This window comes from Yimella sp. RIT 621 (genome assembly GCF_004146205.1).
GTDB classification, from domain to species: Bacteria; Actinomycetota; Actinomycetes; order Actinomycetales; family Dermatophilaceae; genus Yimella; species Yimella lutea.
Genome location: NZ_SEIP01000011.1, coordinates 19,137 through 33,933, shown reverse-complemented (window position 1 = coordinate 33,933; position 14,797 = coordinate 19,137). Strand labels below are relative to the sequence as shown.

General features: G+C 67.2%; 11 protein-coding genes. 8 read left to right on the top strand and 3 right to left on the bottom strand.

Features of this window, described 5'->3' with window-relative positions; genetic code table 11:
• Positions 1-168: 168 nt before the first annotated feature.
• Both EU513_RS11380 and EU513_RS11375 read left to right on the top strand, forming a co-directional pair.
• Positions 169-2,400 (top strand): hypothetical protein, encoded by a 2,232-nt coding sequence (locus tag EU513_RS11380; protein ID WP_129626027.1) that lies wholly within the window; start codon positions 169-171, stop codon positions 2,398-2,400.
• Positions 2,397-2,975, top strand: coding sequence for a GtrA family protein (locus EU513_RS11375; protein ID WP_129626025.1), 579 nt, complete (start codon positions 2,397-2,399; stop codon positions 2,973-2,975). The genes EU513_RS11380 and EU513_RS11375 overlap by 4 nt, the downstream gene beginning before the upstream one ends.
• Here the strand turns inward: EU513_RS11375 and EU513_RS11370 are convergent.
• Positions 2,944-3,636: a class I SAM-dependent methyltransferase gene (locus tag EU513_RS11370; protein ID WP_240796031.1), complete on the bottom strand. Its 693-nt coding sequence runs from the start codon at positions 3,634-3,636 to the stop codon at positions 2,944-2,946. The genes EU513_RS11375 and EU513_RS11370 overlap by 32 nt on opposite strands.
• A 119-nt stretch (positions 3,637-3,755) precedes the next feature.
• Between EU513_RS11370 and EU513_RS11365 the strand changes: the two genes are divergently transcribed.
• The 6 genes from EU513_RS11365 (at position 3,756) to EU513_RS11340 (ending at position 11,571) form a co-directional block, all read left to right on the top strand.
• Entirely contained in the window at positions 3,756-5,972 is a 2,217-nt protein-coding gene (locus EU513_RS11365) for a hypothetical protein (RefSeq protein WP_129626021.1), read from the top strand.
• Positions 5,969-6,934, top strand: a complete 966-nt coding sequence (locus EU513_RS11360; RefSeq protein WP_129626019.1) for a glycosyltransferase family 2 protein — start codon at positions 5,969-5,971, stop codon at positions 6,932-6,934. The genes EU513_RS11365 and EU513_RS11360 overlap by 4 nt, the downstream gene beginning before the upstream one ends.
• 284 nt (positions 6,935-7,218) lie before the next feature.
• Positions 7,219-7,488 (top strand): hypothetical protein, encoded by a 270-nt coding sequence (locus tag EU513_RS11355; RefSeq protein ID WP_129626017.1) that lies wholly within the window; start codon positions 7,219-7,221, stop codon positions 7,486-7,488.
• An 82-nt stretch (positions 7,489-7,570) separates the two neighbouring features.
• On the top strand, positions 7,571-9,979 hold the full coding sequence (locus tag EU513_RS11350; RefSeq protein ID WP_129626016.1) for an ATP-binding protein: 2,409 nt from the start codon (positions 7,571-7,573) through the stop codon (positions 9,977-9,979).
• A 9-nt stretch (positions 9,980-9,988) separates the two neighbouring features.
• A complete protein-coding gene (locus EU513_RS11345) occupies positions 9,989-10,672 on the top strand; it encodes a response regulator transcription factor (protein WP_129626015.1) in 684 nt (227 codons plus the stop codon).
• 89 nt (positions 10,673-10,761) lie between these two features.
• Positions 10,762-11,571, top strand: a complete 810-nt coding sequence (locus tag EU513_RS11340) for a M23 family metallopeptidase (RefSeq protein ID WP_129626014.1) — start codon at positions 10,762-10,764, stop codon at positions 11,569-11,571.
• 753 nt (positions 11,572-12,324) lie between these two features.
• Here EU513_RS11340 and EU513_RS11330 read toward each other — a convergent pair.
• Entirely contained in the window at positions 12,325-13,563 is a 1,239-nt protein-coding gene (locus EU513_RS11330; RefSeq protein ID WP_129626013.1) for a sulfate adenylyltransferase subunit 1, read from the bottom strand.
• Positions 13,563-14,501 (bottom strand): sulfate adenylyltransferase subunit CysD, encoded by a 939-nt coding sequence (gene cysD, locus EU513_RS11325; RefSeq protein WP_129626012.1) that lies wholly within the window; start codon positions 14,499-14,501, stop codon positions 13,563-13,565. The genes EU513_RS11330 and cysD overlap by 1 nt, the downstream gene beginning before the upstream one ends.
• Between the last annotated feature and the right edge of the window lie 296 nt (positions 14,502-14,797).

Here is a 14,797-nt window from a genome sequence, read left to right as displayed (position 1 = left end):
GCCTGCGCGAAATGCGATGCGACTCTAACAAGCACCTGCGGGAATGCAGCGCCGACAACAAGCACCTGCGGGGATGTAGCGCCGACAGACCGTACGATGGCCGCGTTCTCCGCGGGCCCACGCTGCCCGCACCAGCCCATCGCACCCCCTTGCCGGAGGCACCTTCACGTGACTGCCCGAACGCAGGCAATCCGCACCGGATCCGGCCTCGGCTCCCTGATCACGTACGCGACCTTGTTGCTCGCGCTGCTGGGTTGGGTGACCTGGGCGGTGATGGACCAGTTGCCGATCGGCAGCCTGGTGAAGGCGGTGGCCGCGACGGGTGTGTTCCAGGTGCTGCCGGGTGCGATGGTCTGGCGTGCGATTCGCCCGCGCAACGGCTGGCTGCTCGAGGACCTCGCGATGGGCTTCGCGATGGGCTTCGCGATCGCCGTGCCTGCTCAGACCATCGCCGGGCTGATGCACTCGCGCATCCCGGCGTACGTCGTCCCGCTGCTGTTCGTGGCGGTTTTCGCCGCTGTCCCCGTGCTGCGTCGCCGGGTGCTGGAAGCGCGCTGGTCGCCGCTGCCGTGGTGGCTGGGACCGGCCCTCGGGTTGATGACGCTCGCGGCCTACCCGCAGACCGAGTGGTACTTCAAGCAGAACCTGCTGTGGTCGGACAAGCCGTGGACGCCGTACATCGACACCTACCTCCACCAGGCGTTGGCCGCGCAGATCCTGACCCGTGGTCCGGTGAGCTGGCCGACGGTGGCCGGTGAGGACCTCGGCTATCAGTGGTTCGCGCACGCCTGGATGGCGCACGTGACGGCAACGTCCGGCGTCCCCCTGGATCACGTCCTGATGCGCTTCCTGCCCGCGATCATGCCGATCGTCGCAGTGGCGAGCATCGCCGTCCTGGGCCTGCGCCTCAGCGGCAGCCCGGGGGTCGGCGCGCTGTCGGCCGCGTTCTCGATGCTGGTCGGCAGCGGTCAACCGTGGGGCCTGCTCGGCCTGCAACTGCCGATCACCCCCCTGTCGCCCACCCTCGGCCTCGGCATCCCGACCCTGGTCGCGATGGTGCTGGTGCTTGCCACCAGATGGCGCGGCGAAGCACTGCGGGGTGCCTTCTGGTTGATTCCCTGGCTGACCGTGATCGCGACCGGGACGAAGGGGTCGACCTCCCCTGTGGTGATCGCCGGCCTCGGCCTCGCCGCAGCCGCAATGCTGATCTGGAACCGGCCGATGTTCTGGCCGGTGGTTCGCGACGCCGTGGTCATCGGGGTCTCGCTCATCGTGACGATGGTCGTCGTCTTCCACGGGTCGGTGGCCGGTCTGAAGCTCGGTGTCACCAACTCTGCGAAGCAGACCAGCCTGTCGTCCGTCATCGGTGGTGTGGCGTCGCGCGAGCAGGTGCTGTTCGTCTCCGCCGCCGTCATCATCGCGGGCCTGACCCGGGCTGCGCTCGCCTTCTCGTTGCCGTTCCGCCGCGAGAGCCGGCTGGACCCGGTCTCCTGGGTGCTCATCGGAGCCGCCATCGCCGGAGCCGCCGCTCTCGGTCTGTTCTCCCACCCCGGACGCAGCCAGAGCTACTTCACACTGACCGCAATTCCGTTGGCTGCCACGGGTTCTGCCATCGGTGCGCGTCACCTGTGGCTGGCGCTCGGACGCCGCCGCGCACTGTTGCTCGGAGCCTTGAGCGCGGTCGCAGCGTTCGTGTTCTTCAAGGGCATCCTGGTGTGGACCGGACGCATCGTGCCGCGCAAGTACGACCAGTTCTGGCAGATCACCACCATCGCCGCAGTCGTCGTCCTCGTGGCCGCTGTGATCGGCGCGTTGGTGGTGCGGCGGCAGTGGTGGCGTGGCGCGCTGACGACGGTCGCGCTGATCGGCCTGTTCGCGGGCGCCGGTTCGTGGATCGACACCTATCGCACGTCGGTGCCGGTGCCGGACGAGCGGCCCGCCACTTTGACGTCGCAGAACGCGACGACGGTCGGCATGCTGCGTGCCGCGCGATACATCCGGGAGCACTCCGAGCCGACCGACCTGGTGATGACCAACCGTCACTGCACGACGGTGCGTGAGCCGCGCGGGGGGTGCGACAGCCGCCGGTGGCTGGTCAGCGCTTTCAGCGAGCGGCAGATGCTCGTCGAAGGATGGACCGCCACGCCGCGAGCCACGCAGATTGCTCCGAACGGCCGGGACTCGATCACCGTCGACTACTGGAAGCCGGAGATCCTCGAACTCAACGACACCTTCATCGCGGCGCCCACGGCGGACGCACAGCGCAGGTTGTGGGACCTCGGCGTGCGGTGGGTCTATGTCGAGACGACGAGGCCGCACGCCGACGATCTAGCCCCGTACGCAACCCTCGGGATCCGTACGCCCACTGCTGCTGCATGGAAGCTCAGTCCGCCGCGATGACAACCAACTTCGACAGGAGAAAGAGCGGACGCCGGCGTTCACCACTGATCGGTCGGCTGTCCTCACAGCGGGGGCCGTTGCTTCGCGTCGTGCGCGACCCGAAGACGGCGTTCCTGGTGGTCGGCCTGATCAACACAGTGCTCGGCGTAGCGCTGTTCGCCGGCTTCGACCGGCTCTTCGGTCCGAAGCACTACCTGCTGACGTTGCTGTGCATGCACGTGGTCTCGGTGATCGTGGCCTTCGTGCTGTACCGACGGTTGGTCTTCCGGGTGCGCGGCAACCTGCTGCGTGACGCGCTGCGTTTCGAGAGCGTCTACCTGACGGGGTTGGCGATCAACGTCGTGCTGCTGACCGCGACCGTCGAGTTGCTGCACTGGCGTCCGCTGGCCGCGCAGGTCGCCATCGTGGCGTTCAACGCATTCTGGAGCTGGTTCGGACACGGACGGTTCTCGTTCCGTCGTCCGGGATCCTCGGGTGACCCAACCCCAGTGACCACCGGCGGCGCCCCTCAGGCCGAGTCGGAAGCGGCCACCGGGTCGAAGGTCACGGACGCCGAGCTCGAAGCACCAGGCTGACGCCCGGCAACTTGTCGACCGGCAGGTAGCGCTCACTAGCCACGATCATCCGAAGCCCTTGATTCACAACGGGATTCAGGTCATCGAGGTCGCTGCCACTCGATTTTTTACGGCGCCAGGCGGCGATCGGACGCAGCAGCACGTTCCACGAACCGACGGACTCGATCTCGAAGCCGGCACCGTCGAGCAGGTTCACCAGTTCCGGACGCGTGTAGCGGCGGACGTGGCTGACCGCGACGTCGTGTGCCGACCACAGCTTCGGGTCGGCCGGCACGGCGACCAGGAATGTGCCGCCGGGACGCAGAACACGGAACACCTCGGACGCGGCGCGACCGTCGTCCGGGATGTGTTCGAGCACGTCGAACGCAACGACCATGTCGAGCGACGCGTCCTCGAAGGGCAGGCAGGTCGCGTCTCCGCGCAGCACCTGCAGTCCGCGTTCGCCGGCGACCTCCGCTCCTTCAGCGGTGTATTCCAGGGCGACGGCCTCCCAACCGTTCGCACGAAGGACCCGGGTGTTGCCACCACCCGCGGCGCCGACATCCAGCACCTTGCCGGGCTTCATGCCCTTGATCTGACGGGCGAGCAACGAGCGCCGCTCGGCGTACCACCAGTGCTTGTCCTCGAGGGCGGCCAGTTTCCGGATCTCAGTTGCTTCCACGCCGCCAATAGTGCCCGCCCGCCGCCAAACGTGCAGCATGTCCGCGTGGCGAGTTGCGGCGTCGCCACCCCGAAGCACTACCGTTTGGCGACCGCCTCAGCCGGAAGGACACCTGTCTCGTGACCGTCGCGCACCCCGCGCCGTCGTTTTCCCGATTTCGTGCAGCGACCGGTAACGGGGGCCCCTTCCTGGCCCTCGCCTACCTGCTGTTCTGCGCCTACGCGGTGTCGTCGGGCATGTCCCTGCTCAGCGTCGTCACGGCGTCGCTCGCAGTCGGGATCTTCCAATTGTTCCCCGGCGTGCTCATCTGGCGGCTGGTACGGCCACAGCGCGGTTGGCTGTTCGAAGACCTCGCGTTCGGATTCGCCTGCGGCTTCGCATTGTCGGTCGTCATCCAGTGCATCGCGGGTCTGCTCGGCAGTCGCCTGCTGAGTGTGCTGCTCCCACTGTTGGTAGCCGCAGCGATCCTCGCCGTGCCGCGCACTCGCGCACGTGTCCGTTCGGCCCGGCGCGAGCCGGTGCCCGCCTGGTTGGGTGCGGTCATCGCAGTCTCGACGGCCTCCGCCGTCCCGGGCGTGATCGGCTACTTCCGGCAGAACCTGCTCTCCTGGTCCGGATACCGGGTACCGCACGTCGACCAGTACTTCCAACTGGCGATGAGCAAACAATTGCAGCTGCGCGGCCCGGTGAACTGGCCACTGCTGGACAACGAGGGGCTCTACTACCACTGGTTCACCCACGCCTGGATCGCACATGTCGCGCAGACCTCCACCGCGTCCGCAGACGAGGTGCTGCTGCGTTTCGCGCCGATCGTGGCACCGTTCCTGGTCGTGCTCAGCGTCGCGAGCCTGTGCCTGCGCCTCACCGGAAAGGCGCTGGTCGCAGCCCTCGGGGTCGCGCTGACGATGATGGGAGGCGCGGCATCGGTCTGGTTCGGTTTCGCGTCCCCTCCGCTCAACCCTGAGTCGCCTACGCTCGCCATCTCCGTACCGGCACTGTTGGCGATGGTGGCGGTCATGGCGATGCGCTGGCGCGGCGAGGACATCCGTCTGCCGCTCGTCCTGCTGGGCGTGTTCGCGTTCGTCGCGGCCGGCACGAAGGGTTCGACCACTCCGTTGATCATCGCCGGTTGTGCGCTCACGCTCGTGGCGATGCTGCTGTGGCGTCGGGAGATGGCGAAGGTGGTCGCCATCGACCTCGCCGTGGTCGTCGCGGCACTGCTCATCAGCATGATCGTGGTGTTCCACGGGTCGTCCAACGGTCTGGTGCTCGACCCGGCGGCGGCATTGAAGTCGAGCTGGCCCTCGTCGTCGACCCGCAGTACCGACATTCGGGTACTGCTCATCGGCGCAGTGACGATGCTGTTCACCGGACTGTCCTGCGCCGCCTTCGGTTTCGTTGCCCTGCACCGTGATTCGAAGGAATCCGGACGTCGCGACCCCGTCCTGTGGACGCTGCTCGGCGCGACCATCGCCGGTGCTGCCGCTCCGATGGTGTTCGTGCAGCCCGGCAGCAGCCAGTTCTACTTCCGCCTGTCGGCCATCCCGCTGGCCGCGACCGCGTCCGCCATCGGCCTGGTGGCCCTGTGGGAGAAGCGGGACGCCCGACTGCTCAGGCTGCTCTCGCTCGCGGCCGGTTTCGGGCTGCTCGCGTGGTGGCTGCCGAAGCAGGTCGTGCCCGCCGACAAGTTGTCCGGCGTGCAGATGTTGACGGTGCTCGCGATCGGTGGGCTGCTCCTCGCGGTCGTGCCGCTCATGGCTGCCGTCGTCCGAGCCCGGCACACAGCCGTGGCGGCGACGATCGCAATGGCCGTGCTTGTCACGGGGGTCGCGTCCGCCGTCCACAACCGCACCTCCGACCTGCCGGAGCCGGGTCCGGTGCGGCAGGAAACGTACGGAGCCATCGGCGCCGGTCAGTTCCAAGCCGCTCGCTACCTCGGCAAGCACGCCGACCCCGACGCGATGGTGATGACCAACCGGCACTGTCGCCAACTGCGCGGCAAGGTCTGCGACAGCCGCTACTTCATGGTGTCCGCCATCAGCGGACGCCGGATGTTGGTGGAAGGATGGGGCTACTCCCCGACCATCGCCGCCAAGTACCCCAAGGGTCGTGAATCCATCACTGCGCCGTTCGGCGATCAGGCACTCCTGCGCCTGAACGACGGATTCATCGCCCGACCGACAGCCGACGCTGCCAAAGCCCTGTGGGACAAGGGTGTTCGCTGGATCTACATCGACAAGTCGCGCCCGTTCGCTCAGACCCTCGCGCCGTACGCGACACCTCAATTCAACAACGACCAGGCACAGGTATGGAAGCTGAACTCGCCCCGCACATGACAGTCCCGCACGACGATCCGTCGGCGCCCGAACTGTCCGTCGTCGTCCCCATGTACAACGAGGAGGACGTACTCCCGCTGTTCGCCGACCGGCTGCGTCCGGTGCTCGACGGCATGGGCGTCACCTACGAGGTCGTCGCGGTCGACGACGGCTCGAAGGACAACACCGCGCTGCTGGTGCAGAAGCTGCGTCGAGAGTGGCCCCAGTTGCGACTGATCTGCCTGCGGGCCAACTCCGGCCACCAGGCGGCGATCTCCGCCGGACTGGGCCTGGCCACCGGGCACTGGATGGTGACGATCGACGCCGACCTGCAGGATCCGCCCGAGGTCATTGCCGAGATGCTCGACACCGCGCGCGCCGAAGGTGCCGACGTCGTCTACGGCGTGCGCACCGACCGCAGCACCGACACCGTGTTCAAGCGGCAGACGGCCGGGCTGTTCTACCGGCTCATCCGTCGGCTGTCCGGGCTGGACGCCCCTTTGGATGCGGGCGATTTCCGACTGATGTCGCGCGCCACGGTTGAGGCGGCACTGTCGCTGCCGGAGCACAACCGCGTGCTCCGCCTGACGATCCCCTCGCTGGGCTTCCCGTCGGCCGAGGTCGGCTATCGCCGCGAGGCACGCGCGGCGGGCGAGTCGAAGTACCCGCTCGCCAAGATGCTGCGTCTGACCGCCGACTCGATCACCGGATTCAGCGTCGCGCCGCTGCGGTTCGCGACCTGGTTCAGCCTGCTCGGTTTCCTGTTCGCAACGGTGCTACTGGCATATGTGCTCGGTAGCTGGATCAGTGGGCACACCGTGTCGGGATGGACCTCGATGATGGCCGTGACCGTCGGGTTCTCCGCCGTCCAGCTGTTGTGTCTGGGCATCCTCGGCGAGTACGTAGGACGGGTGTTCAGCGGCCAGCAGGCGCGTCCCACGTTCTACGTCGCGTACGACTCGGCGGGCGACCGCGCGCACTGACGCTCTACACCCCTGAGGATCTAGTGGATAGGGCCGCTCTTTTAATCGATTGATCGTCCTCGCCTGGCGCGCTGTGCGCAGGCTGGGCCCGGACGGCGACGAACACCGATCCGGCACCCGCTCCGGCGTCGGTTCGGTCATCCTGCTGCTCGGCGGCGTTAACCTCATCAGCGCCTACTTCAACCAGTTCCTGGTGCTCGTGCAGGCCACCGCGCAAGCTGCCGTGCTGGCGGCACTGGTGCGCCTCGACCACCGAACCGGGTCACCGCCACACATCTCGGACCTTGGGGCTCCAGCACCAATCCACCGTCGCCAAGATCCAGGATTTTCATCAGCATCGCCATCTGTTTCTGGACCTCGGCGCCATCGTCCACGTCACTGAGCCAGAGATCCGTTGCTTTACACCAGTCCTCGCAAAATATGTCGACTCGCAACTGAAGTACCTCGTCGAACTGGTTGCAGTGGATCAATCCACCAACTGGCGGCTGTACGAAGTGAAAACGGTCGAGCGCCTGACGCGCGCGCTGGTGCAGAATCCAATCGGGAGAGGGTAGGGGACCTAGGGACCTTCCGAGATGCACATGGAACCTCCCCCCACCGCCTCGAACTTTGCCAAGTCCATACCGACTGCTGGTTGTGCGCCAGAACGTTCGTGCGCGGCAATGGACCGTGACCCAGGGGCCGATCACTCATCCAGGTTTCGTCGCCGGTCGAGCGCAGGTGACTGTTCGGGCCGCCGACGCTGAGAATCCCGTCCACTTCGTCCGCTCGCACCTGCAGCTCGAGCTCGGACGGTTCTGGATCTGGCCGACGCAACTGTCGTCGTATCCACGGGTGTCCATCTACGAGGCCACGACGCGATCGCTGCTCATCGCCTGCGCTGTGATCTGTCTGTCGCTGGCCGCAGCGTCCGGGCGACCGTCGTCCGTAACTGTTGCGTTGGGCATCGTGCTGCTCGGTTCGTTGCTCGTGATGGCGCGTCGTGCGACCCGCGTGTTCGGGATGGCCGGACTGTTGCTCGGCCTGTGCTTGACGCCGCTCGCGGGTTTCGCCAACGCATCGCAACTCGTCGGACTCGCGTTCGCCCTGATCGCCTCGCAACTTCGCATCGTCCCGGCTCTGGTGGTGCTGACGACCTGGTTCGGGTGCTTCGTCGCGGCGTACCTGAGCTCGCCGTACGCCGCCGACACCGCCATGCTCGTCGACCACGGCGTGCTGAGCCTGGGGTGCATCATGGCCATCGCCATCTGCCACCACCTGCTGGTGCACAGGATCGTCCGGCTCGATCGGGTGCGCTCGCGGGAGTTCGAACTCGAACTGGCCCAACGATTGCGGGACGACGAGAAGCGGGCCGGTGAATCCGCGCGTCGGGTGCTGCACGACCAGGTGCTGTTCACGCTGATCCGTATCGCCGACTCCGGAGGCGTGGAGTGCGATGTCGTCCAGCGAACGCTCGGCGCGTTCGATCTGCCCGTTCGGGCGCGTGGTGATGTCGCGGTCGATTTGTTGTCGCTCGTCGACTCGTGCGTGCCGTCGGGTGTGAGTGTCACGCCGTCACCCCGTGCTCGTCGTCCGGTGCCGACACACGTTGCTGATGCATTGCGGCGCGCGCTGGGTGAAGCGCTGCGCAATGCAGCCAGGCATGGCGACGGACCGGCGCAGGTGGACCTCGCGTTGCGCGGCGACGACGTCGAGATTCGAGTGCGCAATCGGACTGCGTCGCCGGGCTCGCTGCGGCCGGGATGGGGTTGGCGCAATTGCGTTGAGCGCGAGCTGAATTCAATTGGTGGTAGCGCTTCGCTGCGGCGCGATGGTGCGGACGTCGTCGTGACGTTGACGTTGACGGCACCTTGGTTTCGGCACGGTGGGAATCGCAAGCTCATCCCACCGGCTCAACCAGCGGGATCGCCGGCTCACCCAGCGGGATCGCCGGCTCACCCAGCGGAATCGCCGGACCGGCCAACGGGATCGCGGGCTCGACCAGCGGCATCACCGGCCCAACCAGAGGCGGTTTGGGCGGCGTGGCCCGCGCTGATCGCGCATACCTTCATCGCGTGGCGGCACACGCCTGGTCCGCAGTTGGCGGCGCAGTCGGTGGTCGTCGCGGCTGTCTGGCTGATGACGTGGTGGCTGACCCGCGCCGTGGCGTCCGGGCGTCTCACTCGGGTGAACATGGCCGCGGTCGCAGCGGCGTCCGCGGCGTCCGCGTCCGCATCGCTCGCGATCGCCGGCCCGCAGTCGCTGCACACGTACGCGTCCTGGGGCCTGGGCATGGCCGGCGTCCCGTTGTGCGTGATCGCATTCTTCGGGTCGGCGCGGCGCGTACTGTTCCTGACCGTGTGCGGTCTCGCGCCCGCATTGGCAGTCGTCGGCACCCACCCGGAGATCACCTGGATGTCCGCGGCCGGCGCCTTGATGACGGGCCTGTGCCCGTGGCTCACCTACGCCATCGGCCGCGGACTGCGCCAGGTGCAGACCAAGGCCGACCGGGACGAGGCCGCCGTGCGCGAGCGCCTGTCCGTCGCAACCGCGGTGTGGTCCGAGGAGCGGGTGAGCGACCTGTTGTCGTTCACCAAGCGCACGGTCCGACCGTTCCTGCACCGCATCTCGACCGACGGACTCCAGGCTGCCGACCGGATCACCGCGGGCCGGCTCGCGGCTCAGGTGCGCGACGAACTCAACCTTCCCGGCGTGCTCGACGCCGCCCTGCGCGACCGCATCGCGACCGCCCGCGAGCTCGGCGCCGAGATCACCATCCACCCGGCCGTCGACCCCTGCCCCGACCGCTGCGCCGTGCTGCTGCGAGTGCTCGACCGACTGTTGGACGACGCAGCCGCCACCGACCGGTTGGAGCTTCGTCTCGGCGGCGCCGGTGAACCCTGCACCGTCTCGCTGTTGGCGCCCGACGCCGAGCAACGGCTGCGTGCACTCGCCACGCTGACCGGGTCGACTCCTGCCCGCCTGACCCGGGATGCGTTCGCAACCACGCTCGTCCTCGGCCCCTCGCCCGATCACGGGATGGCCGCGTCCACCACGGTCGGGTAGGAAGAACGCATGTCGGCCCTCGCGCGTCCGCTGTCCGTCGTGGTCATCGACAACGATGAGAACCTCCACCGCTCCCTGCAGGTGCTGCCACTCAGCCACCCCGCGGTAGTTCGCATCGTTACTGTCGCCGCCTCCGTCGACGAACTAGACGACGGGCCACCCCCGCAACCCGACGTCGTCGTGTTGGACTTCTGGCTCGGCCGCGACTGCCGCAGCAGCGTGGACGACATCGGCCGGCTGGTGCAGTGGAACGCGCCGATCGTGCTCTACACCTCCGAGGAGCGCCCGTACCTGATCCAGAGCGCGGTCACCGCCGGGATCACCGCGCTCTGCCTCAAACACGACGGGCTGGACGCGCTCGTGCGCACGTTGGCGAGCATCCGCGACGGCGAACTGCGCCCTTCCCGTCAGCTGGCCGCCGCGCTCGCCGACCTGCCGCCGTTGCGTGCGCGCCTCACCCCTACCGAGGCGACCGTGCTGCGCGGCCTGGCGTACGGGCTGTCCGCGTCCGAGATCGCCACACGGTTGTGCGTCAGCGTCGACACCGTGCGCTGCCACACCAAACACATCCACGAGAAGTACCGCGCGGTGCTCGGCGACGGTCCGGTGAACCGGCAGCAGACGCTGCGGGCCGCACTCGAGGACGGTTACTGGGACGCGCGCGAGTGGGGCGAACCGTGGAATATCCCCTGAACTGGGGACGCGTCCGCCGACATGCGAGCGACAACCTGATCGGGCGATCGTCGATCGCGATCCGGGTTCGAATGAAAGGTCTCACCTTCATGAAATCGTCCATTCTGCGCACCACCGCCATCGCCACCGGACTCGCCGCCACGGCCACCGGGGCGTTCGTCACGGCAGACACCGCGAGCGCCGCCCCGCGCACCGCGACCGTGATGGCCGCCAGCACCCAGGGCCAGACCGGCCCGTCGCTCAACTTCGCCCGTAATCGCTCGTTCAGCAAGGGCAAGGTGCTCACGCTCGCCTGCTACGACCGCGGCCAGGCGGTCAGCGGTTACTACTCCTCGTCCGTCACGGGCGGCACCTCCGACATCTGGTACCAGACCAGCGGGGACGGCGGCGTGTGGGTGCCCGACATCGACATCAGCACCGGCAGCAACGCCCCCGTCGTCGGACGCTGTGCGCCCAACCTGCCCTGGACCGAGGGCCGCGGCTACGTGGTCACCCAGACCCCGGGCGGTTCGTACAGCCACGCGAATGTCTACAACCAACATTCGATGGACGTCGCGCTGCCCTCGGGGACCCCATTGCGCGCGGCCGAGACCGGAATCGTCGCCTTCTCCGGATGGAATCCCGGGGGCGGCGGGAACGTCGTGATGGTCAAGCGCCCCGGCACCAACAACTGCATCCAGGTCGCCCACCTGTCAACCCTCAGCGTCGGTGTCGGTGCGCGCGTGATTCGCGGACAGGTGATCGGCTACTCCGGAGCCACCGGCGGCGTGACCGGCGCCCACCTGCACCTCGGTGTCGTCAACTGCACGAGTTGGTACAGCCAGTACGTGCTGCCCACCCAGGAGCGCGGCACGTCTTATCCGCAGGGGGCGTTGCTGACGTCCTGGAACGCGCGGTAAGTCGGCGCTGGTCGACGTTGGGAGGGACGCGGCCAGGTGGCTGCGCAGGTTACGTACGAGGGAGCACGTTATGTCCGGGTGCGCACGTTATGACGTGCGCACCCGGATGCAGCGCAGGCACCTGTACCTCACCTGCGCATCTGTACCTATGGTGCGCATCGTCGCCGGCCGCGAAGGCGTGCGCGAACGTTACCGCCAGATCGCCCTTATGTGAGGTAGTGACGGCAGTTCAGCGTCCGGCTGCGCGAGGTTAATGTGCATGTTCTCGCCGCCGCGACGGCGCCCGACCGGTCGTCGCCGTCGAGCTGGATGAACGGCGGGGCCTGCAACGCACCGAAGCTGTTGCCGAGCGCCTGAATGACACCCTTCTCACGATTGGACGGCTCATACGGGCAGCCGAGGTCGAGGTCGACCGCCGCTCGGCGCGGTCAACTTCGCGAGGAACTCCTTCTTCGGCGCAGCGGCACCCCGTGACCAGTTCAGGTTGACCCGCATCGCGCTCTGACTCTCCCCTTCTTGGCCAGGCTCACCGTCGGCGCAGCCTTGGACAGAGTCACCTTGCTGAGGTTTACCGACCCTGCGGTCGGTGGCTGCTTCCTCGTGAAATCGATCGCCATCTGTCTGCCATTAATGTGATGAACACGGCTGGGAGCCGCGCCCGCCGACCTGTTGTTGCTGGTCACAGGCCGGTCGGCTCTTGTGGCGCCTCAACTCGGTGATCCGGGAGCGGTGCGGTTCGCCGTGTGACCGACGTCAGCCGATCAGCCCGGCGCCGACCGTGGCACCGCTCGCTTCGTCGATAAGGATGAACGAGCCCGTCGTGCGGTTGTCGGCGTAGCTGTCTGTGACGAACTGCTGCGACAGCTTCAGACTGACCTCTCCGATCTCGTTGAGCTGCAACGATTCCGGAGAGCCAAGTGGCTCGAGCGTGTTGACGTCGAGCTGGTGGGCAAGGCCTCGGACGATGGCCCTGCCGGAGCGGGTCGTGTGCTTGATCGCCAGCTTCTGACCGACCCGCAGCGGCTGCTGCGTCATCCAGCAGACGGTGGCGGTGACTTCCTTGTTCACCGACGGTGCGTGCTCGGCGTGCGCGATCACGTCACCGCGAGAGACATCGACGTCGTCGGCCAGCCGGAGCGTGACCGACAGCCGGTCAGGCGCCTCGGCCAGCGGCTTGTCGAACAGGTCGATCGCCGCGACGGTGCTGCGCTGCCCGCTCGGCAGAACCACCACCTCGTCGCCCACCCGGAAGGTGTCGCCGGTGACCCGGCCGGCATAACCGCGGTAGTCGTGGTGCTCATCCGACTTCGGACGGATCACGTACTGCACGGGAAGCCTTGCCGCAGACCGAGATTCGTGCAGCACCTCGACGGACTCGAGGTACTCCAGCAGCGCCGGACCCTCGTACCACGGCATGCTCTCCGACCGCTCGACGACGTTGTCGCCCTGCAACGCCGACACCGGAATCACCCGGATGCCCGGCACGTCGAGCTTGGCCGCGAAGGCGGTGAACTCCTCGTCGATGCGGTCGAAGGTGGCCTGGTCGAAGTCGACGAGGTCCATCTTGTTGACCGCCAACACGACATGCGGCACCCGCAACAACGACAGCAGCACCGCGTGCCGGCGCGACTGCTCGGTCAGCCCCTGCCGGGCGTCGACCAGCACGAGCCCGAGGTCGGCCGTCGACGCACCGGTCACCATGTTGCGCGTGTACTCCACGTGCCCCGGGGTGTCGGCGATGATGAACTTGCGCTTCGGCGTCGCGAAATAGCGGTAGGCCACGTCGATCGTGATGCCCTGCTCACGTTCCGACCGCAGTCCGTCGGTCAGGAGCGCGAGATCGGTGTAGTCGTATCCCTTTGTGCGAGAAGTGTGTTCGACCGCTTCGAGTTGATCCTCGAAGATCGCCTTGGAGTCGAGCAGCAGGCGTCCGATGAGCGTCGACTTGCCGTCGTCCACCGAGCCGGCCGTCGCGAAACGCAGCAGATCCATCAGAAGTAGCCCTCTTTCTTGCGGTCTTCCATCGCAGCCTCGGAGAAGCGGTCGTCTCCCCGGGTGGCGCCACGCTCGGTGACGCGCGCGATCGCGACCTCCTCGATCACCTCGTCCAGCGTGGACGCCGCGCTCTCGACACACCCGGTCAGTGTCAGGTCGCCGACGGTGCGGAAGCGGACGGTGCGCTCGGCCGCCGTCTCGCCGTCACGGCACGGGTTGAACTCGGACTCGCTCAGCAGCATCCCGTCGCGCTCGAACACGCGGCGCTGATGGCTGAAGTAGATCGACGGGATCTCGATCTGCTCGCGGGCGATGTAGTGCCAGATGTCGAGTTCGGTCCAGTTGGACAGCGGGAAGATGCGCATGTGCTCGCCGGCGTGGATGCGTCCGTTGTAGAGCGACCAGAGTTCCGGACGCTGGTTCTTGGGGTCCCACTGGCCGAAGTCGTCACGGTGGGAGTAGATGCGTTCCTTCGCACGGGCCTTCTCCTCGTCGCGGCGTCCGCCACCGAAGGCCGCGGTGAAGCCGTTCTCCTCGATCGCGTTGAGCAGCGTGCCGATCTGCAGGCGGTTGCGGGAGGTCTTGCCGTCGTCGTGCACTACGCCGTCGGCGATCGCCTGCTCGACCGAGGCGACGATCAACCGGACGCCGAGGCGGTCGACCCAATGGTCGCGGGTGGCCAGCACCTCGGGGAAGTCGTAACCGGTGTCGACCTGCATCACCGGGAACGGGATCTTCGCCGGGTAGAAGGCCTTCTCCGCCAGGCGCAGCATGACGATCGAGTCCTTGCCACCGGAGAACAACAACACCGGCTTCTCGAACTCTGCGGCGACCTCTCGGATGATGTGGATCGACTCCGCTTCGAGCAGATCGAGCTCGGTCAGCCGGTTTGGCGAACCGGTGGCGGCGCGGGCGGCCTCGGCATCGACGGTCACGTCTCACTCCTCGGTGCTGGACTTTGCTTCCAAAACTTCGCGTTATGTTATCGGTAACGTCAGTGGATGCAGTCGCCGTCCACATCGCAGACCGACCGCGAAAGGACTTCCCACGTGACCGCTGTTCGGTTGAGTGCTGCGGAACTCGATGAGCTGATGTTGGTGCGGGACGGCTTCTGCTCGGTGTCCGAGGTGTCGTTGCCCTCCTTTGCTCAGGACGACGAGGTCGTCGATCTCGAGGGCGCGGTGGTTGCTCGGTTCGTCGAGGGCGAGTTCGAGTTCGCGGACGAGGACTC

What these genes read in the sequence shown, in the direction of transcription:
- EU513_RS11330 (WP_129626013.1), bottom strand. Translation starts at nt 13,563, where the DNA reads ATGGATCTGCTGCGTTTCGCGACGGCCGGCTCGGTGGACGACGGCAAG.
- EU513_RS11375 (WP_129626025.1), top strand. Translation starts at nt 2,397, where the DNA reads ATGACAACCAACTTCGACAGGAGAAAGAGCGGACGCCGGCGTTCACCA.
- EU513_RS11340 (WP_129626014.1), top strand. Translation starts at nt 10,762, where the DNA reads ATGAAATCGTCCATTCTGCGCACCACCGCCATCGCCACCGGACTCGCC.
- EU513_RS11345 (WP_129626015.1), top strand. Translation starts at nt 9,989, where the DNA reads ATGTCGGCCCTCGCGCGTCCGCTGTCCGTCGTGGTCATCGACAACGAT.
- EU513_RS11360 (WP_129626019.1), top strand. Translation starts at nt 5,969, where the DNA reads ATGACAGTCCCGCACGACGATCCGTCGGCGCCCGAACTGTCCGTCGTC.